Below are 26,102 nucleotides of genomic sequence, written 5' to 3'. Positions count from 1 at the left end.
GGTCCTGGCCACGGCAGGCCCGGTCAAGGTCACCGCGGAACCATCCTGCTGCGAGTCCCCGGTAACATGGTCCCCACGGCAGACGAGCCGGGCGGACGGCCGCGTGGAATCCTCCCTGGGAGGACTCCCCGAGGAACGTCCGGGCTCCACAGGGCAGGGTGATGGCTAACGGCCACCCGGGGTGACCCGCGGGAAAGTGCCACAGAAAACAAACCGCCGGGGACCTCGGTCCTCGGTAAGGGTGAAACGGCGGTGTAAGAGACCACCAGTGCCCAGGGCGACCTGAGCAGCTAGGTAAACCCCACCCGGAGCAAGGTCAAAAGGAACGGCTTGGCAACAGGCTGCTCTGCGGGGACGTTCGAGGGCTGCCCGCCCGAGTCCCCGGGTAGACCGCACGAGACCGGCGGCAACGCCGGCCCTAGATGGATGGCCGTCTCCCCGACCGCCGCGAGGTGGTCGGGTGACAGAACCCGGCGTACAGCCCGACTCGTCTGCCCGTAAGCTCCTTCGAGCTGATCGTGTTGTCAGTCCCCTCTGCCATCATCCCGCCATGTTGTACGACGCCTTGGTGGCCGAATCCCGTAGGAACGACTCGCTCGACGACGTAAGGTCCGCTGCGCTCGACCGCGTCCGCTGGCTCGTCGACCTCCTGGAACGTCAGCGATCCGAGTTCCGTCGGTTCATGGGGCACGCGTTCCGGCGATCCAGGGCGGCGGGCGCGGCGACCCAGGCCGAGATCGACGGGCGGCTCGCGGGCTGCGCGGACGAGGAGGGCAGGGCCGCGGTCCTGTGCCTCATGCTGGCCGCCCGCTTCGACGACCGGAACTCGTGGCAGTACGACGCCGAGATCGAGCCTCTGATCTCGCGGGTGCGCGGCTGGACGCCCGGCGAGGTCGCGGTGATGCTGCTCCGCGCCACCGAGTACGCCAAGGGCTACCGGTTCGCCCACGCGCTGGGGCTGGTGCTGGACGCCGTCGACCAGCTCGACGCCGACGGCCGCCGTGCGGTCACGCCCTGGCTGCGGCACGCCCACACGGAGCTCATGGGCACCACGGTCGAGGCGCGCCTGCGCGCGTCGCTAGTCCAGCGCCTGCGCGCGCTGCTGGCGAGCGTGGACGAGGCGCACATCCCCGAGGGACTCATCCCCGCCGACGCGCCGTGGGCAGCCCCGCTGAGGGACCGTGCGAAGACCTCGCCGACACCGGAACTGGCCAGCTTCGTACGGCACTTGGTGAGCCTGTCGGGGCCGCGTCCCACGCAGAGGTGGCGGGGGACGTGCCTTGAACTCGCGGACGCGGCGTCGGCGCGGGACACCGTGGCCGATGTCCTGCGGTCGCTTGCCGGGGACGAGGTGCTGTGCAGCACGGACAGCGGTGCGCACACCGGCTGGATCCACGGCGATCACCACTATCACTACGTCGTCCACCAGAACGACGGCGATCTGGCGCGCGGCGTCGTCTGGGCGGCCGCGCTGACCGGCGGCCCGGCCGTGGTGCGACACCTCGGTGCGCTCGCTCTGCGGACCGGCGGCCAGGGAACCGGTGTGATCGAGGACCTCAAGCTCGCGGGCGCGGCGGTCAACGCGCTGGCCGAGACCGGCGATCCGGCCTCTCTGGAGACCCTGTGGCGGTTGCGGTCCCGGATCAAGCACCGGGCTCTGCGCAAGCAGCTCGACACCGCCCTGGTGACGGCAGCAGGGAAGCAGGGCATCACGGCCGGGCAACTCATCGAGCGCAGCGTGCCGGACCACGGCCTGGCGCCGGACGGTTCAATGGAACGGGAGTTGGGCGGACACCGGGTGCGGGTGGTGATCGAGGGCGCGGCGACCGTGCGGCTCACCTTCACACGCCCCGACGGGGGGACCAGCCGCACCGCTCCGGCGGCAGTGAAGGACGGCTTCCCGGACGAGCTCCAGGAGTTGAAGGCGCTGGCCAAGGAGGTGCGGGGGACACTGTCGGCCGAGCGGGCCCGCGTCGAGGCGCTGATGTCGGCCGGGCGTGAGTGGCCGTACGACGAGTGGTGTCGCTACTACCGCGACCATCCGGTCACCGGGGTTCTCGTCCGCGGTCTGATCTGGGAGTTCCGCGACGTCGGCGATGCCGACGGCGAGTGGCGTGCGGTGGCGCCGATGGCCGAGCCGCCCGGCGAGCCCGAGCGCGTGCGGTTGTGGCATCCGATCCGGGCGTCGGCGGACGAGGTCAGGGCGTGGCGGGAGCGGCTCGTCGCCGAGCGGCTGCGCCAGCCGTTCAAACAGGCCTTCCGGGAGATCTACCTGCTCACCCCGGCGGAGGAGGAAACCGGCGTCTACTCCAACCGGTTCGCCGCCCACATCGTCCACTACCCGCAGCTCTACGCGCTGTTCAAGGAACGCGGCTGGCAGGCCAACTTCCTCGGCCGGCACGACGGCGGCTACCACGGGACGGCGCGGGCCGAGTTCGGCGACGGCGACTGGCGGGCCTGCTTCCACCACGAGCCCGCCGCGGACGACGACGGCTACGCGCCCGAGCACGCCGCGACGGACCAGGTCCGATTCGAGCGGCGGGACGGCAGACGCTGGCGGGAGGCTGCGCTGGCGGAGGTGCCCCCGCTGGTGTTCAGCGAGGCGATGCGGGACGTCGATCTATTCGTGGGCGTGACCTCGATCGCCGCCGACCCCGGCTGGACCGACCGCGGCGAGGACCGCCATTCCGTGTACTGGCGCACGGCCACGTTCGGTGCGCTGACGGCGAGCGCCGAGGTCCGCCGCGAGGCCCTGGAACGGATCCTGCCCCGCCTGAGGAGCGCCGGCCGGTGCTCGCTCGACGGCCGCTTCCTGGTGGTCCGAGGGGACCTGACGACCTACAGGATCCATCTGGGGTCGGCCAACATCCTGATGGAGCCCGACGACGCCTACCTGTGCATCGTCCCGTCACGCGGCAAGGGCGACGGCAGGGTGTTCCTGCCGTTCGAGGACGCACGGCTCTCCCTCATCCTCAGCAAGGCATTCCTGCTCGCCGCCGACACCGAGATCACCGACGAGACCATCGTCCGCCAGATCAAGAGGGGTGCCGGATGAGCCTCGCCGCCCGGCTGACGCGCGTACTGACCGACCCGGACTCCGCACTCAACGCTCTTGTGTCCGCGCCGGTCAGAGGGCGTCGACGGCGCTCACCTTCCAGCCGTCGGCCGTACGGGTCAGCGTCATCCGCACCCGGTTCAGGTCCACCCGGGAGCCTGAGACCTGGGTGCTCTCGGTCACCTGGTTGACGAAGAGGAGGATCACGGCCCGGTCCGCCGAGGACGAGACCACGGAGGCTGCCGGGGAGCCGCCGGGTGGCTGCGCCACCGTCGCTTTCACCACCCCGTGGTATTTCCTGGCTGTCGGCCCGACCACCGTCGTGGTGGTCTTCCGGTATGTGTCGCGGAAGTGCCCGGTGAGCCGGGCGCGGGCCGCGGCGAAGTCGCGGTCCAGATGCCGGTAGTCGTACGACAGCACAACGGGCGCCGCCTGCCGCGCGGCCGTGACTGCCTGTACCCGGGCCTGTTCGGCCCGCACGTCCTCCCGATAGCGCCACCCGAGCACGCCGACCGCGACCAGGCCCGCCGCGAGCAGGACGCACAGGACCGCGTTGAGTCGCCGCAGCGGACCGCGTCGCGTCGCCGTACCGGGGTCGGGCTCGTCCTCCTCCTGCGGCGGGTCCTCCCCGAAGGACTCCGGCGAGGGCTCGGGCGGGTCTTCCCAGCCGTCCTCGTCCGGGGCCTCGACGAGCACGGTGCGTCCGGCGGTCGGCGTCTCGGGCCGCCCCGGGGCCTCCTCGTCGGTGGCCGCCGGGCCCGGCTCGCGGCGGCCGCGCTCCGCGCGCTTGGCCGCCGCGCGGGCAGCCGCGATCATGGTGTGCCGGGTGCCGGGACCGGAGCCGCTGCCTCGGATGGTCGTCTTCGCCACGGTCTTACTCCTCATGGTGGTACGGCGGGGAGGGTGCGGTCAGCCGACGAACTCGACGTCGGAGGTCAGCCAGCGGCCGCCCCGGTGCACCAGGTCGAGCTGCAGCCGATAGGTACGGGCCTCGCCCTCGGGCGCGGCGGTGTTGGTCACCTTGCTGTCGGCGACCACCAGGACGCGGGCCGAGTGCTCGTCGGACCGGACGATGCCCGCTTCGAGGACCTGGCCCTCGGACACGGACTTGTTCTCGGCGACGAGCCTGGTCAACTGCCCGGTCTGCGCGGCGAACTGCTTCTTGAAGTCGCCGGTGGCGTCCTTGAGGACGTTCGCGCTGTCCCGGTCGTAGTGCCGGTAGTCGAGCGAGGTGAAGTTCAGCGCCGACTGGCGGCTCGCGGCCAGGATGTCCTGGCGCCGCTGCTCCGCCTCGCGTTGGTCGTAGCGCTCAACGCTCAGCCAGATCGCCAGGGCGATGGTGAGGACGGTCGCCACGACGAGCCCCACCGACCACGCCCTGCCCGTCAGGGGCCTGCTCATGCCATCGGTCCAACGAGCAGCCATTGCCACGACTCCTTTCCGAACACGGCCTGCTGGCCGCCCGTCGAGCCGATCTCGACGGGCCTTCCGTCCGGGCCGGTGGCCGTGCCGGTCTCCGGGTCGTACGGCGTGACGTACGCCGCCTGGTTCGTACCGCCAAAAGCGGCGGACGCGCCGGGGGCGTTCTGCGCGCCCCGCACCGACGTGTTGCTTCCGCGCGGGGCCGTGCAGCGCGCGTCGGTGTTCGCCCTGCGTGTGCTGGTGTCCGCGGGGTCGCGCGGTGTCGTCCCGTATCCCTGGGTGCACGGCGGCGGGTCGTCGGCGTTCACCACCAGGCCGAAGTGGGTGGTGCCGTCGCCCGGAACGACCGTGTAGCTGCCCGCGACCACTGCCGGGAACGTGACCAGGGCCTGCTCCACGCCGGGCAGCTGCGCCTGTGTGACCTGGCCGCCGCTGATGAGGTTGGCCAGCAGGACCGACAGCCGTGGTCCGGTGGACTTCAGCAGCGAGTTCACCTGTTGCGCGGCCGGCGTCGCGTTGCCGATCAGCTTGCGCAGGTCCCCGTCGCTCGACTTCAGCTGTGCGGAGAGCGCCGCCAGATCGTGCGCGAACGACTTGATGGACGAGCCCTGGTCGGCCTGCGTCCTGAGGACCTTCCGCGAGTCCTCGATGAGTGAGATCGTCTGGGGCAGTGAGTCGGACGCGGACTCGACGAGCGCGTTGCCCGAGTCCACCAGCCGGCTCAGGTTCGGTCCGGTGCCGGAGAACGCCTTGCCCAACTCGTCGACGGTGACCCGCAGATCGTCCTTGCCGACCGAGTTCACCAGCCGGTCCAGGCTGAGGACCAGGTCCGTCGTGGGCAGCGGCACGCGGGTGCTGCCGCGTGGGATGGAGCTGCCGTCGAGCAGATACGGGCCGTGGGAGGTACGCGGCTGCAGATCGACGTACTGCTCGCCCACCGCCGAACGGTTCGCCACCACGGCGAGCGTGTCCGCCGGGATGCGCGGTGCGCCGTCCTTGATGTCGAGGGAGACCGAGACCCCGTCGGAGCCGGTCAGCCGCAGCGCGCCGACGCGGCCCACCGGCACCCCGCGGTAGGTGACTTCGGCGCCGGGGAAGATTCCCCCGGAGTCGGCGAAGTCCGCCCGCACGGTGTAACCGTGGCCCAGGACGTCGTCCACCAGTCCGGTGTACTCGGCGCCGACGTACGACATCCCGACGGCGGTGACGACGGCGAAGGCGAGCAACTGGACTTTGACCGTACGTGTGATCACGGCTGTACCCCCTTCAGCATCAGCTCCGCGAGCGCGAGGTCGATCCCCTCGGCCAGCTCTCCTCGGGTGGTGTAACTGCTGGTGCACACCGGCGGGCACAGTGGACCGCCGCCGCCCTGCGGGGCCGACGGGGCCGACGGAACCGAGGGGGACGGCACACTCGGGGCGCTGGGCAGCGCGGTGGGTGTCGGGACGGCCGGCAGGTCCGGAAGACCGGGTACGTCGGGGGCGCCGGGTTCCTTGGAGTTGCCGTTGCCGGGCTTGCCGGACCCGCCCGCCAGGTTCCCGTAGAGGTCCGACAGGTCGAGGTCGGCGGTTATGTGGAGGTTGACGTAGTCGCCCTTGACGGCGTCCACCGCGTTGCGCGGGAACGGGTAAGTAGTCAGCAGTTCAAGAGAGTTGGGAAGATCGTCGCCCGCCTTGTTCAACTGCTGCAGGATCGGCCGCAGTCGCCTGAGGTTCGCGACCGTGTCGTCGTGCGAGGCCGTGACCACCCTGGTGCCCGTCCTGCCCAGCTTCGCCAGGGCGGTGAGCATCTTCGTCAGATCGCGCCGCTGGTCGGCGAGGACCTTCAGGGCGGGCGGCATCGTGTCGACGGCCTCGGCGATCGTCTTCTTCTCCTTCCCGAGCCGCTCGGCGAGCGCGTCGACGGCCTTGAGGGCACGGACGATGTCCGCGCGCTGGTCGTCCAGGCCGCCGACGAACGTGTTCAGCTCCTTGAGCAGCGACCTGACCCGGTTCTCCCGGCCGTTCAGGGCCTTGTTCAGCTCCACGGTGATCGTCTTGAGCTGGGCCACTCCGCCGCCGTTGAGCAGTGCGGACAGCGCGGACAGCACCTCCTCGATCTCCGGGTTGCGGCCGCTGCGGGACAGCGGGATGCGGTCGCCGTCGCCGAGCCGGCCCACGGGAGCGGTGTCTGGCGGGGCGGAGAGCGCCACGTACTTCTCGCCGAGCACGCTGGTCTGGCGCAGCTCGGCGACCGCGTTGGCGGGAAGCTTCACCGAGTCGGCGACCCGCAGCCGTACGCGCGCGTGCCAGCCGTTCAGCCGCACCTTCTCGACCGCGCCCACGGTGACGTTGTTCACCTTCACCGCCGACTGCGGCACCAGGTCGAGTACGTCGCGGAACTCGACGGTGACGTGGTAGGCGTGGCCGTCCGCGGCGGCACCGCCGGGCAGCTGGACGTCGTACCAGCCGTTGAACTCGCAGCCGGTCAGCAGCAGCGAGCCGACGGCCGCCCAGGCGACCGCCCCGCCCTTGCGCAGTGTGCTCACGCGTCGTGCGCTCACGCGTCGTGCGTTCATGCGTCGGCCCCCAGAATTCCGCCGAGGGTGCGGTCGGTGGTGCCGGTCACCGCGGAGCCCTGAGGCACCTTCGGCAGGGAGTCGAAGAGCTCCTTGAGCTCCTTGCAGTCGGGGTTCTTGCCGCCTTCGTCGCCGGTCGTCCTCAGTACGGAGCACAGCAGCGAGGCCGGATCCTGCGCCTGCCGGGCGTTGTTGCGGGTGTCGAGGGTGCCTGCGGACGGGTTGTAGGCGTTGTTCAGGTTCGACAGACCCGTGGGTGCGACTCTCAACAGCTCTTCCAGCGCGGCCCGTTGGGTGACGAGCACCTTGGTCACCTTGCTGAGGCCCTTCACGTTCGAGGTCAGCGACTTCTTGTTCTCCTTCACGAAGTGGGACACGTCGCCGAGGGCCGCCGCCAGGTTCCGCAGCGCCGCCGCGAGGTCCTCGCGCTCACCCGCGAGCTGACCGGCGACGTCGGCGAGGCTGGTGTTGAACGACCGCACGCTCGTGTCGTCGGCGGCCAGCGCCGCAGTGAACACCTGCAGGTTCCGGACCGTGCCGAAGAGGTCCGTGCGGCCGTCGGACAGCGTGGTGACCGCCCGCGAGAGGTCCTCGACCGTCTGGTTGAGGTTCTTGCCCTGGCCGTGGAGGTTGTCCGCGCTCACCCCGAGCAGCCGCGACAGCGAGCCGTCCTTGTTGGCGCCCTTGGGGCCGAGCGCCTCGGCCGTCGTGTGCAGACTGTCGAAGACGCGGTCCAGTTCGACCGGTACGGCCGTGCGCTGCTCGGGGATGACGGCGCCGTCGCGCATCGCCGGACCACCGCGGTAGACCGGCAGCAGCTGTACGTAACGGTCGCTGACCACCGAGGAGTTGATGATCGCGGCCTTGGCGTCGGCCGGGACCTTGCGGCCGGCGTCGTACTCCAGCACCACGCGCACCCGGTCGCCCTGCGGCGTGATCCCCTTGACCTCGCCGATCCGGACGCCGAGGACGCGGACGTCCGAGCCGGGGTAGATGCCGACGGTGCGGGGGAAGTACGCGGTGACGCGCACGGACTCGGAGCGCGGCCACAGCACGTAGGTGAGCGCGGCGACCAGGGCGAGGGCGGTGAGCAGGGCCAGGCGCCTCTTCGGGTTCCTCACTGCGAGCCTCCTGTCCGCGGTTCCACCGGGGCGGCGACCAGGTTCTGGACATAGCTGTCGAACCAGCGGCCGTTGCCGAGGGCGTTGGTGAAGACCCGTACGTAGGGCGCGAGCAGCTCGACGCTCCGGTTCAGGCTGGACTCATTGCGTTCGAGCATCCGCACCACGCGGTCCAGGCCCTTGAGTGCGGGTCCGATTTCCTTCTCGTTGTCGTCGACGAGGCCGGAGAGCTCGATGCCGAGCGTCGCGGAGCTCTTCAGCAGTTTGTGGATCGCCTCGCGCCGCCTGCTGATCTCCTTGAACAGCTTGTCGCCGTCCTTGACCAGCGCGGAGAAGTCCTTGGAGTGGTCGGCCAGTACGCCCGTGACGCCGTTCGCGTGGTCCAGGAGTTCGCCCAGCGCCTTGTCGCGCGAGGCCACGGTCCGCGAGATCTTCGACAGGCCCTCGATGGACGCCCTCACCTCGGCGGGCGAGTCCTGGAAGGTGGTGGAGATGGTGTCCAGGGCCTTCGCGAGCCGGTCGGTGTCGACGTCCTCGGTCGTCGTGGTGAGATCGCTGAACGCCTGTACGACGTCGTACGCCGGAACCGTCCGCTTCAGCGGTATCTCGCTGCCGGCCGTCAGCTGCCCCGGTCCCTTGGGCTGCAGCGCGAGGTACTTCGCGCCGAGGATGGTCTTGACCCGGATCGACGCGCCGGTCTCGGTACCGAACTCCGGGTCGCCCTTGATCTTGAAGGTGATCTTGACGTGGTCACCGTCCAGATCGACGTCCTCGACCTTGCCGACCTTGACCCCCGCGATCCGCACCTCGTCGCCGGGCTTGAGCCCGCCCGCCTCCGAGAAGGCCGCGCTGTACGTCTCGCCGTCACCGATCAGCGGCAGGCTGTCGGCGTTGAACGCGGCCACGGCCACCAGCCCGAGGACGGTGAGGCCGACCGCTCCGATCACCACCGGGTTCCGCTCGCGGAACGGGGTCAGGCGCGGGCGGCGGATCCGTATGCGGGGCAGCCGTATGTTCGGGAGCCTGGGCGGGTCGACGCGGACCTTGACCAACGGCTCCGGGCGGCGCTTGCGGGAACGCTTCATCATGCGCCGCACCTCGCCCTCGCCACATGCAGGTCTGGAGTGAGCGTCTGCTTCGTCTTCGGCAGCACGATCCGGCCGTCGAAGTCGCAGAGGTAGAAGTTGAACCACGAGCCGTAGGACGCCGTCCCCGTCAGCGCGTTGAGCTTGTTCGGCAGCCGCTTCAGGACGCCCTCCACAGTCTTCTCGTTCTTGTTCAGCGTTCCGGTGAGATCGCTCAGCTGGGCGATGTCGTCCTTCAGCGGCGGACGCGCGTCCTCGAGCAGCCCCGCGGTGGCGTCCGTGAGGTCGCCGATGCTCACCAGCGACTGCCCGATGGGCTTGCGGTCGGCGGACAGGCCCGAGACCAGCCGGCGCAACTGCACCAGCAGCCCCGAGAAGCGGGAGCCGCGCTTGTCCAGCGTCTCCAGCACCGTGTTGAGGTTGTCGATCACCGACCCGATGAGCTTGTCGCGGCCGGCCAGCGTCGTGGTGAGCGAGGCCGTGTGCGCCAGCAGGCTGTTGACGGTGCCTCCCTCGCCCTGCAACGTGCGGATGATCTCGGTGGCGAGCTGGTTGACGTCCTGCGGGCTGAGCGCGGCGAACAGTGGCTTGAAGCCGTTCAGCAGTGCGTTGAGGTCCAGCGCGGGCTGCGTGCGCGACAGCGGGATCGTGGCGCCGGGCTTCAGCCGGGTGCCGTCTCCCGCGCCCTCGGTCAGGGCGACATAGCGCTGTCCGACCAGGTTCCGGTAGCGGACGACCGCGCCGGTGCTGCTGAGCAGCGGACGGTCCGCGCTGACCGTGAAGGTGACCTGCGCCAGCGTCCGGTCCTTGATGCTGATGCCCTCGACCTCGCCGACCCGTACCCCGGCCACCCGGATGTCGTCGCCCTTCTCCAGGCCGGTGACATCGCTGAACACCGCGCGGTACGTGTGCTCGGGGGTGAAGGAGATGTTGACGATGGTGGCGGCGAGCAGGGCCGTCGCCAGGATCGTCACCAGGGCGAAGAGGCTGAACTTGATCAGCGGTGCGGCGGTCTGTCGCGCTCCTGTGTTCCTCATGCGACGCTCACCGCCGTCCCGCGCGCCAGCGGACCGAACAGCAGCGTCGCCACCGGCGGCACCTGGTCGGCGGGCACGCCCATGACGGGTGCCACGAGTGAGCCGACGGCGCGCTGCTCGGCCCGGGTGGCGGACACGCCGACCGGGCCGGACGAACTCCCCTTCTTCGAACCGTCGTCGAGGTGGACCCCGGGTGCGGGCACCGGCGGATGGGGCAGATCGCGGCAGTTGGGCCCGGACCGTTCGCCGTAGCGGGGGTACTCACCGGGTTCGTACGCCCCCTGCTGGCGGACGACCTCGAGCGTGATGTGCATCTTGCCGCCGCGGAACGCCTGCTCGGAGGCCTGCTCCTCACGGACCAGGCCGGCGAGGAGACAGGGGTACTCGGGCGAGTAACGGGCGAAGAGGTCGAGCGTGGGGCGGGAGATCCGGCCCAGGGTGATCAGCCGGTCGCCGTTCGCGCCGAGGAAGTCGTCCGCGGTGCCCGCGGCGGTGGCCGTCGTGGTGAGCGCGGACGCGAGCCGGTCCCGCTGCTCGACGATGGTGCGGCTGGTGGTGACGGTGTTGCGCAGGATCTCCATCAGGTCGGGAGCCGCGTCGCCGTACCCCTCGGCGACGTCGGCCAGGCGTGCGAAGTCCTCGGTGAGGGACGGCAGGTGGGGATTGAGGCGGTGCAGATAGTCCTCCACGCGCGTGAGGTTGTCGCCGATCCGGTCGCCGCGCCCTTCCAGGGCGGTGGCGAACGCGGAGAGCGTGGCGTCGAGCTTGCCGGGCTGCACGGTCCGCAGCAGCGGCAGCAGGTCGTTCATCAACTGCTGGAGTTCGATGCCGACACGGGTGCGGTCCTGGGTGATGACGTCCCCGGCGCGGATGGGCCTCGCCGAGGACCGCGCGGGCGCGACCAGATCGACGTACTTCTCGCCGAACAGCGTCTTGGGCAGCAGACGTGCGTGCACGTCGGACGGGATGTGCGCGACGTACTCCGGCTTCAGCGCGATGTCGAGCGTCGCCTTCGTCCCGTCGGCGTGCACCGCGCGCACCTCGCCGACCAGCAGCCCGCGCAGCTTGACGTCGGCCCGCGGATCGAGCTGGTTGCCGAGGCTGTCGGCCTCCAGCTTGATCCGTACGGCCGAGGTGAACACCTGCTGGTACACGGCGACGGACAGGGACAGCAGCAGGCCGAGCACGGCGAGGAACACCAGGCCGTACAACCGCAGTCTCAGCACTCTCATACGGCTCACCCCGCAATCCGCACGGTCGTGTTGGCGCCCCAGATCGCGAGCGACAGGAAGAAGTCCAGGACGTTGATCGCGACGATCGAGGTGCGCACGGCGCGGCCCACGGCGACGCCGACGCCCGCCGGGCCGCCGCTCGCGTAGTAGCCGTAGAAGCAGTGCACCAGGATGATCAGGACGGCGAAGACGAGCACCTTCCCGAAGGACCACAGCACGTCGACCGGCGGCAGGTACTGCTGGAAGTAGTGGTCGTAGGTGCCCGCGGACTGCCCGTAGTAGCTGGTGGTGATGGTGCGGGCGGCGAAGTACGAGGACAGCAGCCCGACCACGTACAGCGGGATCACCGCGACGAAGCCGGCGATCATCCGGGTGGTCACCAGGAACGGCAGCGAGGGGACGCCCATGACTTCGAGCGCGTCGGTCTCCTCGCTGATCCGCATCGCGCCGAGCTGCGCCGTGAACCCGGCGCCGACCGTGGCGGACAGGGCGAGCCCGGCCACCAGCGGGGCGATCTCCCGGGTGTTGAAGTACGCCGAGAGGAACGCCACGAAATTGGACGTGCCGAGCTGGTTGAGCGCGGCGTACCCCTGCAGGCCCACCTCCGTGCCGGTGAAGAACGACAGGAAGGCGATGACGCCGACCGTGCCCCCCACGACGGCGAGCGCGCCGCGGCCGAAGCTCACCTCGGCGAGCAGCCGCAGGATCTCCTTCTTGTAGCGGCGTACGGTGCGGCCCGTCCACGCCAAGGAGCGGCCGTAGAAGGAGAGTTGGGCGCCCAGTTCTTCGAGGGACTTGAGCGGGCGGTCGAGAAGTCGCATCGGCTAACCCCTCTGCGGGGCGACTTGGAAGTACACCGCGGTCATCACGAAGTTCGTCACGAACAGCAACATGAAGGTGATCACCACCGACTGGTTCACGGCGTCGCCCACGCCCTTCGGCCCGCCCTTCGCCGTAAGTCCCTTGTACGAGGCGACGATCGCCGCGATCGCGCCGAACACCAGCGCCTTGATCTCGGCCGCCCACAGGTCGGACAGCTGGGCCAGCGTGGTGAAGGAGGCGAGATAGGCGCCCGGTGTGCCGTTCTGCAGCACGACGTTGAAGAAGTAGCCGCCCGCGACACCGACGACGGACACCAGCCCGTTGAGCAGCACCGCCACCACCATCGACGCCAGCACTCGCGGGACGACCAGCCGGTGAATGGGGTCGATGCCCAGCACCTGCATCGCGTCGATCTCCTCGCGGATCTTCCGCGCCCCGAGGTCCGCGCAGATGGCCGTGCCGCCGGCGCCCGCGATCAGCAGCGCGGTGACGATCGGCGATGCCTCCCGCAGCACCGCGAGGACCGAGGCGGCCCCGGAGAACGACTGGGCGCCGAGCTGCCGGGTCAGACTGCCGATCTGCAGCGCGATGACCGCGCCGAAGGGGATGGACACCAGGGCCGTCGGCAGGATGGTGACGCTCGCGACGAACCAGGCCTGCTGGATGAACTCCCTTGCCTGGAAGGGCCGTCGGGGCACGGTCCGGATGACGTCCAGGGCCATCGCGAAGAGGTTCCCCGACTGCCTGAGCGCCCCGGTCGGTGACAGGCTCATGCGTCCGCCACCTCCTTCCGGTGCAGCTCGGCCTCGCGTCTCGCGATCGCCTCCCACCGGGGCGGGCGGGTGATGCCCGGCCCCGGCAACAGGCGGGGCGTCAGAGCCTGACCGCCGGGAGTCCTCGTGTGCGTTCCGTCGCCGAGCTGGGCCAGCTCCTGTTCGACCTGGGCGGCGTCCTTCTCCTCCGCCATGCCGATCGGGCCCTGCATCCGGCCGTTCAGGAACTGCCGTACGACCGGCTCGTCGCTGGTCAGCAGCTTCTCGCGGGGCCCGAACATGACCAGCTCGCGGCGGAACAACAGTCCGATGTTGTCGGGCACCTGCCGGGCCGAGGCGATGTCGTGCGTGACGATCAGGAACGTCGCGTTGATCTGCGCGTTGAGGTCGACGATGAGCTGGTTGAGGTACGCGACGCGCACCGGGTCGAGGCCCGAGTCCGGCTCGTCGAACAGAATGATCTCCGGGTCGAGCACCAGCGCCCGCGCCAGCCCGGCCCGCTTGCGCATTCCGCCGGAGATCTCGCCGGGCAGCTTCCCTTCGGACCCGATCAGCCCGACCATGTCCATCTTCTCGAGCACGATGCGCCGGATCTGGCTCTCGGACTTGCGGGTGTGCTCGCGCAGCGGGAAGGCGATGTTGTCGTACAGGTTCATCGAGCCGAACAGCGCGCCGTCCTGGAACAGCACGCCGAAGAGCTTCCGCACTTCGTAGAGCTCGTGCTCGCGCAGCTTGGTCACGTCCCGGCCCGCGACTTTCACGGAACCGCGCTCCGGCTTCAGCAGTCCGACGAGCGTCTTGAGGAACACCGACTTGCCCGTACCCGAGGGGCCGAGCATGACCGAGACCTCCCCGGCGGGCAGCGTCAGCGAGACGTCCTGCCAGATGACCTGGTGACCGAAGGACTTCGTCAGCCCTTCCACACAGATCTCGACACCCATCCGGTCCACCCTTCAGCCATGGAGCAGCTCTGACATCTGCTCTACGGGGAGGGGCGGGGTGTCCGTCGCGGGGGATGCGGTTTTTTTTCCGGGGCCTGCGGCGGGGCTTCCGTCGGGTCGACGGCGGCGCCATTTCCGGTGGTGCCACTGGTTCCAGGGCAGCGCCTTTCCGGCGGTGCCACTGCGGCCGGAGACATCCCTCCGGCCGCCTACGGCGGCGCTCTTGGCGCGGTTCTACGGCAGCGGCGTCGGCGTCGGTACGCCGACCGGGGCAAAGGACGCGGCGGAGGACGTGGCGGGAGCCTCAGGGACGGCCGGCAGCGCCGTCGGGACCGTGGACGCGCCCGGCAGATCGGGGAGGTGGGGGAGGTCGGACGCGTTCGGCAGGTCGGACACGCCGGGGACGCCGGGAACATCGGGAACGTTGGGAACGTCGGGGACGGACGGCACCGCTGTCAGCGAGGCGTCCGGCAGCGGTGGCACCGACAGTGGCAGCAGGGACCGGCCGTGATCGCCGGCCGGCACTGTCGGCGTCGGCGTCGCTTCGTGAGACGTCGAGGCGGCCGACAGATCACGGGCGTTCGGGGTGGCTGCCCGGCCGACGTCGTCGGGCCGGAGGGTCCCCGTGGTCTCCTGGGCCATACGGGACACCGAGGGCCGGGGAGAGCCCTGCCCGTCCCCGTCGTGGACGTACGGCAACACGAACCCCGCCACCACCAGGGTCGCGGCCGTCGAGGTCACCACCACAGCCTGCGCGTGTCCGCCCGCGCGCAGCTTCCCGCGCCCCCACAGGAACAGGGCGACGCCCAGCGTTCCGGCCAGCGAGGTACGCAGCGTGCGCCGGGCCCGGGCGAGCAGCGACTCGACGGTCCGGTAGCTGAGCCCCATGCGCACGGCGACCTGGCCGACGTCGAGGTCCTCGGACTTCAGCCGCAGCGCTTCGGCCTGGCGCTCGGGCAGTTCCCCGCTGCGCACGGCCAGCCACTTGGCCTCGGCCCGGTCGCACACCGCCTCCTCGATGGGCACCGGGCCCGGCGCGACGAGCGTGGGGCTGCTCCGTACCTCGGCCTCGCGGTTGACCTGGCGGTACCGGTCGACGCACAGCCGCATGGTCACGGTCGTCAGCCAGGCGCCGAGGCGTTCGTCGTCCAGGTCGGGGCGCTCCGCGGCGCGCAGCATGGCCTCGTGCACCGCGTCCTCGGCGTCCTCAGGGCTCATCGACCTGCGCCGGGCCACCTTGAGCAGTTGCTCGCGATGGCTCCACATGCGCTGCCAACGGTCGTGGGCCGCCTGTATCTCCGCAGGCATGTCAGGCATGTCAGGCATGTCCATCGCCATGAGGGCCCCTTCGCGCTCATCCGCCGGTCTCGTGCTGTCCGGCGGATGGCGACATTACCGCCCAGTATCCGCGGTTGTGGAGGGGGTGGAGGCCATCGAGTCCGCACTGTTGCTGCCCAGCGGAGCGCCGCTGGGCAGCAGGTCGTCGCCGGGCAGTTCGATGTCCGTGCCGGGTGCGGGGAGTTGGGGTTCCTTGGTCTCCGTGCCGCCGGCTGATGGACGGGACGTGCCGGGGCTCGGCGAGGCAGGTGCAGAGGGAGTCCGGGACGGGGAGGCGCTGGGGCGGGTGGACGGGGTCGGCTTCGGCATGGGTTCCGGCGTGTGTTCCGGCGTAGCTTTCGCCCGCGACGGCTCGGAGCGTCTCGAACCCTTCGCGGAGCTGTCCGGCACCACCCGGTGCCCTTCCAGGAAGTAGGCGTACCAGGCTCTGACCGTGCGGAGATACGCCTCCGAGTGGTTGTAGCCGAGGACCGCCCGGTCCAACGCGGCCGGGTCGGAAAGGTCCCGCCCGCCCGCGCACAGGTAGCGCCCGGCGGCGAGTGCCGCGTCGAAGACGTTGCCCGGGTCGGCCCGCCCGTCGCCGTTGCCGTCCGTGCCCCAGCGAGACCAGGTCGACGGGATGAACTGCATCGGCCCGACCGCCCGGTCGTAGGCCGGGTCCTCGTCGTACGCGCCGCCGTCGGTGTCCCGCACGACGGCGAAGGCGCCGCCGTCCAGCCGCGGCCCGAGGATGGGCGCCACGGTCGTACCGTCGGCCGTCACCCGACCGCCCCGCGCCTGCCCGGACTCCACCTGGCCGATCGCGGCCAGCAACTGCCAGCGCAGCCGGCAGCCGGGAGCGGTGCGCGCGAGCTCCGCCTCGGCGCGCCGGTAGGCGGCGAACACACTCGCCGGGAGCGCGGCGCCCGCCCCCGCCGCCTCACGCACCGACGCCCCAGGCTCGCGCTCCCGGGTCCGCAGCGGCGGGAGTTCGGTGCGGTACAGGGTGTCGCCCGAAACGCTCGGCCCATGCTCGACGGGTGCCTCCGGCTCGGGTACGGAGGCCCGTGCCGGGACCGCCCCCGGCGCCTGTGACGCGGTCAGCGCCGCCATGGCCACCGCCGCGATCGCCGCCCCCCTGGCACCTCTGACTCTGCGCCCTGCCACGGTGGCTCTCCCTCCCTGTGGGTTGATGTCGCCTGCTTCTGCTCTACGGGGCAGGGCAGCGCGTCCGTCGCACGGAGCGGGGAGATTTCGGGAAGCGGGGTACGCGTGCGCGTCCACGGAGAGGGTGAGCGGCTCGGTGAGGATCGCGGCGGACTTGTGCGCGGCGGCGATCTGCACACGTACAAGATCCACCTGGGCTCGATCAACATCCTGATGCACCCGGACGACAGCTACTTGTGTATCGTCCCGGCGCGGCGCTCAGGGGACGCCAAGGTGTGTTCCTGCAGTTCGGGGACGATCGGCTCTCGCCGATCCTCGGCAAGGCGTTCCTGCCGGTCGCCGACTCCGAGATCACCGACGGGTCCATCCTCACGCAGATGAAGCGAGGTGCCTGATGGCCACCGTGAAGTTCCGGGACGAGACGGCGACGCGCAAGCCCCTCACCGAGTGGGAGGTCGCCGGGCTGCCCGAAAGGATGACCGTACGGGAGCTGATCAGGCTCCGGGTCCGCGAGGAGGTCGCCCGACACAACGCCCGCCCGAGCGACCGTTTCAACGGCCTCGTCCGCCCCGACGACGCCGAGACGGAGCTGAACGGCTCCCGTCTCCGCGAGCCCCGTCGCATCGACTGGGAGCGCCAGGTCGGGGACCTCGACGAAGTCGTGGATCTCACGGTCGATCCCGACCTGGTCTTCATCAAGCGCGTCGCGCTTGTCGGCGGCTGAGAGACGGCACTTCTGAGCTGGTGAGATGGCACTGTACCTGGTGTACAGTCCGACTCGGCTGCCGCTACCCTGGGACCTGAACAGGGAAAACTTCCTGTGCGGAGCCCTGTCCCCGTGTCTGGGCACTTCCCGCCTCCTGTGAGGCCCCGGGATTTTCCATGCCGTCCTCAATGTTGGCGATGTATCTTGAGGACATACATTGCGGATGCTGGAGGTGCTCGATGTCCGTCACGCAGATCGATCTCGATGACGAGGCACTCGCCGAGGCCATGCGGCTGATGGGCGTCACGACGAAGAAGGAGACGGTCAACGCGGCCCTGCGGGACTACGTGGCCCGGATCAAGCGCCTCGAGGCCGCTGAGAAACTGGCCGCACGCGGTGCACGTGGCGAGTTCGAGCAGGCCGCGGCGGCGCATGACGCAGGCAAGCGTGCCCGACGCGAGGCCTTCGAGTGATCACCTACCTACTCGACACCTCCGCTCTGTGGCACCTGTTTCGCACCCCCGGAGCGTTGTCGCCGTGGGAGGGACACATCTCCGCCGGCGTGTTCCACCTCTGCGAACCCACACGCGCCGAATTTCTCTACTCGGCAACCAGCCCCTCCCACCGTGACGAACTCGCGGAGGAACTGGATGCGCTCTGCCTGTTCTCCCCCGTTCCGAAGAACGCCTGGCGTTGGGTCGACACCGCTCAGTACAAGCTGACTCAACAGGGCCAGCATCGCGCGGCGGGCGCGATCGACCTGCTGGTGTGTGCGACCGCGGTCCACCACGGGCACACCGTCCTCCACGTGGACAACGACTTCGCCACGGTGGCGGGAGTGCTCAAGGAAGTTCAGCAGCGCGACGTACGCGCTTGATCGCCAGGGCCGGTCTACGCCGTCGGCCTGTCGGCCCCTCGTTGATCGATGCTCAAGTGACTGCCCCAGAACAGGGAACCGGCATCCGTGGCCCAGAGGATCACGCTGCCGTGGCACTTGCACTGACGCGCTCTTCACAATCCGCTGTCTGTTATTTACATTCGGTAACGCGTGACGTCGGGGACGGCCCGACGGATTCGAGAGCAGGGTGCGGCCGTGAGGTCCGCACTGGTGCCGTCGGCCGCTTTGACCGTCAGGGGGCGGCGTGGCGGTACGAGCAGATCGACGCGGCACATACGAAGAAGCTGTACGAGCGGCCGTATCCGCCTTTGGGGCTGAGGTTACTCCGAAGCTAAGAGGCGGCGGGTGGCAGGAAGACCAACTCCGTGGCCCGTTGGAGACGTTGATACGGGCTGTCGGGGGACGCTTGGGGTTCACCATCACGCTGACTGGTGAAGTCCCGCTCGTGGACCTGAGGGCCAGGCCCGACTATGCGGTGTCAGTCGATGGAGTGCTCGTCGGGTACATCGAGTTGAAGAAACCAGGGCGCGGGGCGGACCCTTCCCTCTTCACCGGGGACAGTGCCGCCCAGTGGGAGAAGCTACGACTACTGCCCAACGTCCTCTACTGCGATGGAGATGAGTTCGCGCTGTACCGCAGCGGCCAACTCGTAGGGCAACTTGCCCGGATGAAGGGCTCAGTCCTCACATCGGGAACCCGACTCACTCCCGATGGTGGGGCTCTGGCCAGGGTGTTCCAAGACTTCCTCACCTGGCAGCCGAAGTCGCCTCGAACCACCACGCAGTTGGTTCGGTCCGTCGCGGGACTGTGTCGTCTGCTCTGCGACGAGGTAGCCGAGTCGATGGTGCAGGAGAAGGCCGGCAGGCGCCGCCGCGTTTTCACGGAGATCGCCGAAGAGTGGCGACGGCTGCTCTTCCCTGAGACAACGGATGACGAGTTCGTTGAACAGTTCGGCCAGACAGTGGTGTTCGCCCTGCTGCTGGCACGGGTCGAAGGCATCGCATTCGATGGCGAATCGGTACATGCCATCGCCACGAAGCTGGGCAAGCGGCACTCCCTGATGGGTAAGGCTCTCGACGTCCTCACCGAAGAGTCGGCGACGGGAGACTTGTCCACCACACTCGACACGCTGCTGCGGGTGGTGGGAGCTGTCGATTGGAGCCGACTTGATGACGGTTCGGGAGACTCCTACCTCCTCCTGTACGAGGACTTCTTGCAGATTTACGACCGCGAGTTGCGCGTGCGCACCGGCTCGTACTACACGCCTCACGGCGTGGTCGAGGCCATGGTTATTTTGACCGAGGCGATTCTGAAGAGGTCCTTCGGGATCGAGACCGGATTCGCATCATCGGAAGTGGTCGTGGTCGACCCCGCTATGGGAACGGGCACCTTCCTGCTGTCCGTCCTCAGACGGGCGGCGTCCACCATCACAGAGGAGGAAGGAGCCGGCGCACTCGGTCCCCGTCTCCGGCAGTTGGTGGGGCAGCGACTCATTGGCTTCGAACGTCAGATTGGCCCTTACGCCGTGGCGGACCTGCGGATGCATGCACTGCTGAAGGATTATGGCTCTGCTGCTCCCAGAGAAGGACTGCGCCTCCTGGTGGCCGACACCCTCGACAACCCGACGGCCGAGTTCAACTGGATCCCCTACACCTATCGCCCTCTCGCGGAGTCCCGTCGACAGGCCAACAAGGTCAAGCGGGACGAACGCGTCATGGTGGTGATCGGCAACCCGCCCCACGATGCCGTTACTCGAGGCGCGGGTAAATGGATCGAGGCAGGTGATCCGAATGTCGGTGAAGACCCACCGCTCGACGCCTTCCGACTGGCCGGCAATGGCACTTACGAGTCGAAACTGTCCAACCTGCACGTCTTCTTCTGGCGTTGGGGCACCTGGAAGGTTTTCGACGCCCACGATGACGCACCGTTCGGTGTGGTCGCCTACATCACTCCGAAAGCCTGGTTAAAGAGCCGCGCGTTCGCTGGCATGCGGCGCTACCTGCGGAAGTCAGCCGATGAAGGCTGGATCATCGATCTGTCTCCTGAAGGCCAGCGATCTGCCGTGGCGAATCGCCTCTTCCCGGATGTGGCCCAAGAGCTCTGCATCGCAGTATTTGTGCGCCGACGAGACGACCACCGCGAGGACAGTGCTCTCGTGCATCATCTGAAAGTGCACGGGCATCGTGGCGACAAAGCCCAGCGTCTGCTCAGCTTGACCCTTGACGATCCCGAGTGGCGGGACTGCGCAACGGGAGGCACAGACCCCTTCCTGCCGGAAGGAGACGACTTATGGACGGGCGCGCCTCTGCTCAGAGACCTGATGCCGTGGTCCTCGCGTGGGGTGACGCCCGGTCGCGTATGGGTCTACGCACCGGACGAGGCAACGCTCCGCAAGCGATGGCGGATCTTCCTGGGAGCCGACCCTTCCGAGCGTCGGAAGCTCTTTGGAGAGGCCAGGGACCGCACAATCGACAGCCGGGTGACGCCTCTTGCCGGAACAACCGGCTACGACGGAACTCCGTTACGACAGGAGCGGCGACCTCAGTCCGATCCTGTCCAGGTCGGGTACCGCTCCTTCGACCGCCAGTTGATCCTGCCGGACCATCGGCTGATGGTGGTTGCGCGCCCGGACCTCTGGCGGGTGCGGGGAGATCATCAGGTGTTCACTGTGGAGCAGAACGCCCATCCCGTCGTAAGCGGACCGGCCCTGGTGTTCAGCGCGTTGATCCCCGACATGCACTACTTCAACGGACGCAGCGGTTGTGCCCGACCGCTCTACCGCGATGCAGGGGGTGAATCTCCCAACATCGCTCCCGCCCTGCTCGACGTGCTCTCGAGACGGCTCGCTACGCTAGTGACGCCCGAAGACTTCCTGGCCTACATCGCGGGGGTGGTCTCCCATCCCGCCTACACGGAGCGCTTCCGAGAAAACCTCGAGGACCCTGGCGTCCGGGTACCACTGACTGGAGACGTTCGTCTGTGGCATCGCGCAGTTCACCTCGGACGCCGTGTGCTGTGGCTGCACACATACGGGGACCGCTTCGCGGATCAGGCAGAAGGACGTACGCGCGAGACGCTGCGGCTTCCCTCAGGCCGTCCTCGCTGTGTCGTGGAGATACCGGACACGGAGGAAGGGATGCCGCAGGCCCTCCGATACGAGCCGGAGGAGCAGCGCCTGTGGATCGGCTCCGGATGCATCGCGCCGGTGCCGCCATCCACCAGGGCGTATCAGGTCTCCGGGATGAACGTCCTGGACAAGTGGTTCGGCTACCGCCGGAAGGAGCCGGCGGGCAAGCGACGACTCGAACTCGACCATGTGGTGGCCCGTAGTTGGTCTCCCGACTGGACAACCGAGTTGCTCATGCTGCTCAACATCCTCGGCTTACTGGTGCAGGAGGAACCAGCTCAGCGGGAAGTGCTGGAGTCGGTCTGTTCCGGCCCGCTCATCTCCGTACAGGATCTGACCGAGGAAGGTGTCCTTCCTGTGCCACGACACGCACTCAAGCCCGTGAGACCCGCAGCCGGGGGAGACGCCATGCCGGGGCTGTGATATCCCGAAGCAAGTCTGGGGCAGATCATCAAGGGTCGGCTGCGCACCCGCTGGACGTGGGCATCCTCTTGGAACGCGTGGATCATGGAGGCTGGGGGCGACGGCCATACGGGCGGTCTCGTGAGGGCAGCATGGTCCGTCGTGGCGCGAGTCCGATCTGTATGCAGTGGGTGCGTTTGTTGGTGCCGTGGCCCCCGTGGCAGGGGATCGCTGCGTATCATCCCGCGCCTTGGCAAGGGGTGATGGCCGACCACGACAGCGAGCTCCAGGCCCTCCCACTCGTAACGTTGAGGGCTTCTTGATGGACGCTTGTCCCAAGCTTGTGACGCGAGGGCTCGGGAGAGATCCTGGCGGACAGCCCGACTCGTCCTGCCGCTACCTCTTTGCTCATCTTTCGAGGGCTTACCGCGCTAGGTCCCGAAGATCTCTCGGAAGCCCCTGAGGCAGGGGCGACGGTCCCAGAGAAATCCCACTGACCCGTCTCTTCGGGAGTCCAGACCATCACGGACAAGAGCTTCAGCCCAGTGGCACGTTAGTGAGCCACACGTTCCTCGGCCCAGATGAGGCCTTCGGCTTGGTGCCGGTCTCCAACTCGAGGTGTTCGGCGGCACGTTTGCGAGCGGCGCTGGTTCTGATGGATCGCTGCTGGTCGTGCAGGGCAGCTGCCCTATAGCGACGAGGTGATGGCGACGCCAAGCATAGATCGTCTAAGCGCCGACGCCGAGGAGCTAGACAACCTCGGCGACCTTCCTTCCGGATGCGACAAGATCGAGGATCTTGCGGCGAACTCGGGCGGATAACTGTGGGCATCACGGCCTCCGGAGGCTGCTTGATCGTCAATTCTCCAGCAACCCGACTCCACTAGAACCGGGGCGTTCCACCTCCAGCAGCCCCGGAGCGGTTCAGTCCGAGGTTGTCAGCCGAGGACTGCTGCTCCGTCTCCTGCGTGACACGAGGGCAGGGGCAGTGGGGCTGCGTAGCTCTCCGGGATTCCGACGACCTCGACAGTCACCCCTCGTGCCGCCAGGGCCTTCGCGGTCTGGGCGATGGTGATCTGGGAGAAGCCGAAGATGGAGTCCGGGGTCAGGTTCTCGCGGTTCTTGAGGAGCATGGCGAGGACGATCCGCTTGGGCGTGAAGTCGTCCGGGAGCACGAGTTCGCCCCGGCTGAGCCGCGCCACCTTCGCGGTGAACTCCGCGCGGACCCGGGCGGACTCCTGGAGCAGTTCCACCGCCACCCTGGCCTGGTTGAACAGGTGACTCAGCGGACCGGAACCGCCCGCACGCTTGACGAGGACGAGCGCGCCGTCGGGCATGAGCAGGTCGCAGATCTCAACCTGGTCCCTGGGACGGAGTGGATTGGCGACGTTCCTGGTGTCAAGACAGAGCCAGTCGGGCCGTTCCTCGTCGGCCACCCTGTTGTTGTAGGCGTTCTCGGACTCACCGTCGCGCCACGCGGGAAGGGAGAGGGAGGGCGACGGCGAGAACAGCGCCGCCACGGCCGCCCGGCACTCGTCCACGTAGGCGGCCCCGGCCTCGTACCACTCGCCATCCATCAGGAAGAACCGTCTGGAGCCCAGGGACATCCCGGCCTCCAGCCACGTCAGCGCGCTGGTGACGGCGAGCGTGTCGGCCACCCCGGCTCGACGATCCCTGGCAAGGGTCACGGTTCCCTCACGCAGTGCCCTGAGACGTTCGCCGGGCGGTGCGAGTCGGGCCCGGGTGAGGACGTAGTCGGGGTCGAAGTCGTCGGAGCGCAGAGAGCCCGAGCTGTTGATCCGCGTCACGTACGTGGTCGCCTCCGTGTAGGCCGCATAGTGTTCGGACGGCACGGAGACGGAGATCCGTCCGTCGGAGGGACGGCCGAGGAGGTCGTCCAGGGCCTGATCGAGGGCCTCGAGGGTGGTCGTGTCCTCGACCGGCGCGATGTGGTCGACGAACTCCAGTTCCGGGTGCGGGATGTCCTCGCGGCAGATTCTGGCGATGGCCCGCAGATCGGAGAGCAGGGCCTGGGGTTCGACCCCGAGGGCGATCCTCAGCCCGCACCCGCCCTGGGCGCTGACGGCCCTTCCGCGGGTGTCCCGCGTCCGGGTGAGCGGCAGCTCGTCGAGGTAGCCGCCCAGGCTGCGCACGATGCGCGAGTGGTCGCGGATGCCGAGCAGCGGGACCGGGGCCCCGCCCGGCACCAGGGAGATGTCGGTGCGCGCCTGCCCGAGAGACCGGGAGACCGCTCCACGGATCAGGTTCGGATCCATCTGCCGGACGGCGAAGGAGAGACCGAAGCGCTTGTCCTTGAGGTGGTCGGGGATCAGCCGGTACCCCTGGTCGCAGCCGATGGCGTACACCGTGCCGTCGACCGCGAGGAGGAGTACGGCGGCGGTACGTCGGACGCCTTCGGTGATCGTGATTCCGGTGGTGCGCGCCATCGGGGCGCACCAGGGGGCCTCCGTGCGCTCCATTCCGCAGGTGACGTACACGGCCGGGACCCCGAGCGCCTCGGGTAAATGTGGATCGGCGCCGAGCCTGTCCAGGAGTTCGAGGTCGAGGGCGTCCAACATGGCGTCCTGGGTGGGGGCGACGCCGGACAGTCGGTAGACGGTGCGTACGGCGGTGTTCGATCCCATGGGGTGCCTCCGTGGGCGGCTGTGGTTCAGAGACGTCCGAGTACACGAGGGAGGGTGACATTTATCTGTGTACGTTGTCAACAGAGTACTCTCTGGAAGATCGGCGTTGACCCGTGTACGCTGGGGCTATGACGGACAACGCCGCTTCATCGGTCGGCCCGCTTGTCACCGGCGCCGAGATCGCTCGGCTGGCCGGCGTCACTCGGGCCGCTGTCTCCAACTGGCGCCGGCGCTACGACGACTTCCCCGCACCGGCGGGGGGCGGCGTGAACAGTCCGCTCTATGCGCTCGCCGAGGTTCAGGACTGGCTGGACAGGCAGCGCAAGGGTCAGGAGGTCTCTCCCGAGGTCGAGTTGTGGCAGGCTCTGCGGGCCGCGTACGGGGATCAGATGGTCGCCGGCCTGGCCGCGGTCGCCGCCGTGTTGGCCGGGGAGTCCGAACCCGATCTGCCGGACGACGTCGCCGCCCGCGTGCTGCAGCTCGCCGAAACCGAGACACCCGTCGATCTCGTAAACGGACTTACTGACCGGTTCATGGACTCTGCTCGGCGTGCCGGATCCGACCAAGTGACGTCCGAGCGTGTCGTGCGGGCCGTGTGCCACTTCGCGCCTCAGCTGCCGGCCGGTGCCACCGTCTTCGATCCCGCCTGCGGTATCGGGGTGCTGCTCCTGTCGGTCGCTTCCGAGACCGGGACGCGTTGCCGCGGCCAGGAGATGGATGCCGACAGCGCCCGTTTCGCCCAGCTGCGTGCCGACCTCCTGGGCCGCTCCGAGGTGCGCGTCCTGGCGGGGGACTCCCTGCGCGCGGACGCGTGGCCGGACCTCAAGGCGGATCTGATCGTCTGTGACCCGCCAGCCGGCGTGACGGAGTGGGGGAGGGAGCAACTGCTGCTCGACTCCCGCTGGGAACTGGGCACCCCGTCCAAGGCCGAAGGGGAACTCGCCTGGCTCCAGCACGCGTACGCGCACACGGCGCCCGGCGGCCAGGTCCTCATGGTCATGCCGGCCTCGGTCGCCTATCGCAAGGCGGGTCGCCGCATCCGGTCCGAACTCGTACGCCGGGGCATCGTGCACCAGGTGGTCGCCCTGCCGCCGGGGACGGCGACCTCGCACTCCCTGCCCGTCCATCTGTGGTGTCTGCGGCGTCCCGAGAACACCTCGGGTGCGGACACGCACCACACCGTGCGCATGATCGACCTGACCGACAACAGCCCCGACGGGGGCCTGGAGCCCCGGGCCGACCAGACCGTGGACGTACCACTGATCGAGCTCCTCGACGACACAGTCGACCTGACCCCCGGCAGTCATCTGCGCTCCCGGCACCGTGACTACCCCGGTGAGTACGAGGCCCTGCGCAAGCAGTTGCAGGAGCAGGTGCGCCGACTCACCGCCTTTCTGCCCGAGTTCGCTCCCGGCGGCGGTCCGGGCTCGCTGGACGCTGCCACCACGAGCGTCGCGGATCTCGCCCGTGCCGGACTCGTGGAGTACGACGGCTCGGAACCGGTCTCGGCCAGCGAGCAGCTCGACACGGACTATCTGCAGGGTTTCCTGCGCAGCTCCGGCAACACCCGCCGCTCCACCAGCGCGAGCGGGAGCTACCGTTTCGACGCCCGGGGCTCGCGCATCCCCCGCATGGACATCGAGGAGCAGCGCCGGTACGGCTCCGCGTTCCGGGCGCTGTCCGCGTTCGAGGAAGGGCTGCGCAAGGTCGACGAGCTGAGCCGGCAGCTCGCCGAGGTCGCCCGTGACGGCCTCGCCACCGGAGCCCTGGCTCCTAGGGAGTGAGGCCCGGCGAGG

General features: G+C 69.1%; 20 protein-coding genes and 1 other RNA gene. 7 read left to right on the top strand and 14 right to left on the bottom strand.

Going from position 1 to position 26,102, the window contains the following annotated elements; translation table 11 throughout:
* The first annotated feature begins 83 nt into the window (after positions 1-83).
* Positions 84-494: RNase P RNA component class A (rnpB, locus tag AB0D34_RS14095), an RNA gene on the top strand.
* A 56-nt stretch (positions 495-550) separates the two neighbouring features.
* On the top strand, positions 551-3,055 hold the full coding sequence (locus tag AB0D34_RS14090) for a DUF4132 domain-containing protein (RefSeq protein WP_362661180.1): 2,505 nt from the start codon (positions 551-553) through the stop codon (positions 3,053-3,055).
* 72 nt (positions 3,056-3,127) lie between these two features.
* On the opposite strand, the gene AB0D34_RS14085 is transcribed toward AB0D34_RS14090, so the two are convergent.
* The 13 genes from AB0D34_RS14085 to AB0D34_RS14025 form a co-directional block, all read right to left on the bottom strand.
* Complete coding sequence (locus tag AB0D34_RS14085) at positions 3,128-3,925, bottom strand: hypothetical protein (RefSeq protein WP_362661178.1); 798 nt, start codon at positions 3,923-3,925, stop codon at positions 3,128-3,130.
* A gap of 39 nt (positions 3,926-3,964) precedes the next feature.
* Positions 3,965-4,456, bottom strand: coding sequence for a hypothetical protein (locus AB0D34_RS14080; RefSeq protein ID WP_362661176.1), 492 nt, complete (start codon positions 4,454-4,456; stop codon positions 3,965-3,967).
* On the bottom strand, positions 4,453-5,730 hold the full coding sequence (locus tag AB0D34_RS14075) for an MlaD family protein (protein ID WP_362661174.1): 1,278 nt from the start codon (positions 5,728-5,730) through the stop codon (positions 4,453-4,455). The genes AB0D34_RS14080 and AB0D34_RS14075 overlap by 4 nt, the downstream gene beginning before the upstream one ends.
* Positions 5,727-7,004, bottom strand: a complete 1,278-nt coding sequence (locus AB0D34_RS14070; protein ID WP_362661639.1) for an MCE family protein — start codon at positions 7,002-7,004, stop codon at positions 5,727-5,729. Before AB0D34_RS14070 ends, AB0D34_RS14075 begins: the two co-directional genes overlap by 4 nt.
* Positions 7,005-7,030: 26 nt before the next feature.
* Positions 7,031-8,155, bottom strand: coding sequence for an MCE family protein (locus AB0D34_RS14065; protein ID WP_362661172.1), 1,125 nt, complete (start codon positions 8,153-8,155; stop codon positions 7,031-7,033).
* Complete coding sequence (locus AB0D34_RS14060; RefSeq protein WP_362661637.1) at positions 8,152-9,132, bottom strand: MCE family protein; 981 nt, start codon at positions 9,130-9,132, stop codon at positions 8,152-8,154. Before AB0D34_RS14060 ends, AB0D34_RS14065 begins: the two co-directional genes overlap by 4 nt.
* A gap of 107 nt (positions 9,133-9,239) precedes the next feature.
* Positions 9,240-10,277: an MlaD family protein gene (locus AB0D34_RS14055; protein ID WP_362661170.1), complete on the bottom strand. Its 1,038-nt coding sequence runs from the start codon at positions 10,275-10,277 to the stop codon at positions 9,240-9,242.
* Positions 10,274-11,509 (bottom strand): MCE family protein, encoded by a 1,236-nt coding sequence (locus tag AB0D34_RS14050; RefSeq protein WP_362661168.1) that lies wholly within the window; start codon positions 11,507-11,509, stop codon positions 10,274-10,276. Before AB0D34_RS14050 ends, AB0D34_RS14055 begins: the two co-directional genes overlap by 4 nt.
* Positions 11,510-11,514: 5 nt before the next feature.
* Complete coding sequence (locus tag AB0D34_RS14045) at positions 11,515-12,330, bottom strand: ABC transporter permease (protein ID WP_362661166.1); 816 nt, start codon at positions 12,328-12,330, stop codon at positions 11,515-11,517.
* A gap of 3 nt (positions 12,331-12,333) precedes the next feature.
* Positions 12,334-13,104, bottom strand: a complete 771-nt coding sequence (locus tag AB0D34_RS14040) for an ABC transporter permease (protein WP_362661164.1) — start codon at positions 13,102-13,104, stop codon at positions 12,334-12,336.
* Positions 13,101-14,045, bottom strand: a complete 945-nt coding sequence (locus AB0D34_RS14035) for an ABC transporter ATP-binding protein (RefSeq protein WP_362661162.1) — start codon at positions 14,043-14,045, stop codon at positions 13,101-13,103. Before AB0D34_RS14035 ends, AB0D34_RS14040 begins: the two co-directional genes overlap by 4 nt.
* A 234-nt stretch (positions 14,046-14,279) precedes the next feature.
* Positions 14,280-15,362 (bottom strand): sigma-70 family RNA polymerase sigma factor, encoded by a 1,083-nt coding sequence (locus AB0D34_RS14030; RefSeq protein ID WP_362661160.1) that lies wholly within the window; start codon positions 15,360-15,362, stop codon positions 14,280-14,282.
* 75 nt (positions 15,363-15,437) lie between these two features.
* Entirely contained in the window at positions 15,438-16,475 is a 1,038-nt protein-coding gene (locus tag AB0D34_RS14025; RefSeq protein ID WP_362661635.1) for a lytic murein transglycosylase, read from the bottom strand.
* 448 nt (positions 16,476-16,923) lie between these two features.
* Here AB0D34_RS14025 and AB0D34_RS14020 point away from each other — a divergent pair, with 448 nt between their 5' ends.
* The 4 genes from AB0D34_RS14020 (at position 16,924) to AB0D34_RS14005 (ending at position 21,683) form a co-directional block, all read left to right on the top strand.
* On the top strand, positions 16,924-17,253 hold the full coding sequence (locus AB0D34_RS14020; RefSeq protein WP_362661158.1) for a hypothetical protein: 330 nt from the start codon (positions 16,924-16,926) through the stop codon (positions 17,251-17,253).
* Between the two features lie 221 nt (positions 17,254-17,474).
* Entirely contained in the window at positions 17,475-17,708 is a 234-nt protein-coding gene (locus AB0D34_RS14015) for a type II toxin-antitoxin system VapB family antitoxin (protein WP_328365024.1), read from the top strand.
* On the top strand, positions 17,705-18,112 hold the full coding sequence (locus AB0D34_RS14010) for a PIN domain nuclease (RefSeq protein WP_362661157.1): 408 nt from the start codon (positions 17,705-17,707) through the stop codon (positions 18,110-18,112). Before AB0D34_RS14015 ends, AB0D34_RS14010 begins: the two co-directional genes overlap by 4 nt.
* A gap of 427 nt (positions 18,113-18,539) precedes the next feature.
* Positions 18,540-21,683, top strand: coding sequence for a type ISP restriction/modification enzyme (locus AB0D34_RS14005; protein WP_362661155.1), 3,144 nt, complete (start codon positions 18,540-18,542; stop codon positions 21,681-21,683).
* 916 nt (positions 21,684-22,599) lie between these two features.
* Here AB0D34_RS14005 and AB0D34_RS14000 read toward each other — a convergent pair.
* Complete coding sequence (locus tag AB0D34_RS14000; RefSeq protein WP_362661154.1) at positions 22,600-24,306, bottom strand: TIGR04141 family sporadically distributed protein; 1,707 nt, start codon at positions 24,304-24,306, stop codon at positions 22,600-22,602.
* Between the two features lie 128 nt (positions 24,307-24,434).
* On the opposite strand from AB0D34_RS14000, the gene AB0D34_RS13995 reads away from it, so the two are divergent.
* Positions 24,435-26,090, top strand: coding sequence for an N-6 DNA methylase (locus AB0D34_RS13995; RefSeq protein WP_362661152.1), 1,656 nt, complete (start codon positions 24,435-24,437; stop codon positions 26,088-26,090).
* The last annotated feature ends 12 nt before the right edge of the window (positions 26,091-26,102 follow it).

This window comes from Streptomyces sp. NPDC048420 (assembly GCF_040651535.1).
Lineage (GTDB): Bacteria > Actinomycetota > Actinomycetes > Streptomycetales > Streptomycetaceae > Streptomyces.
The sequence above is the reverse complement of the archived record's forward strand: the minus strand, read 5'-3'. Positions and strand labels throughout refer to the sequence as shown.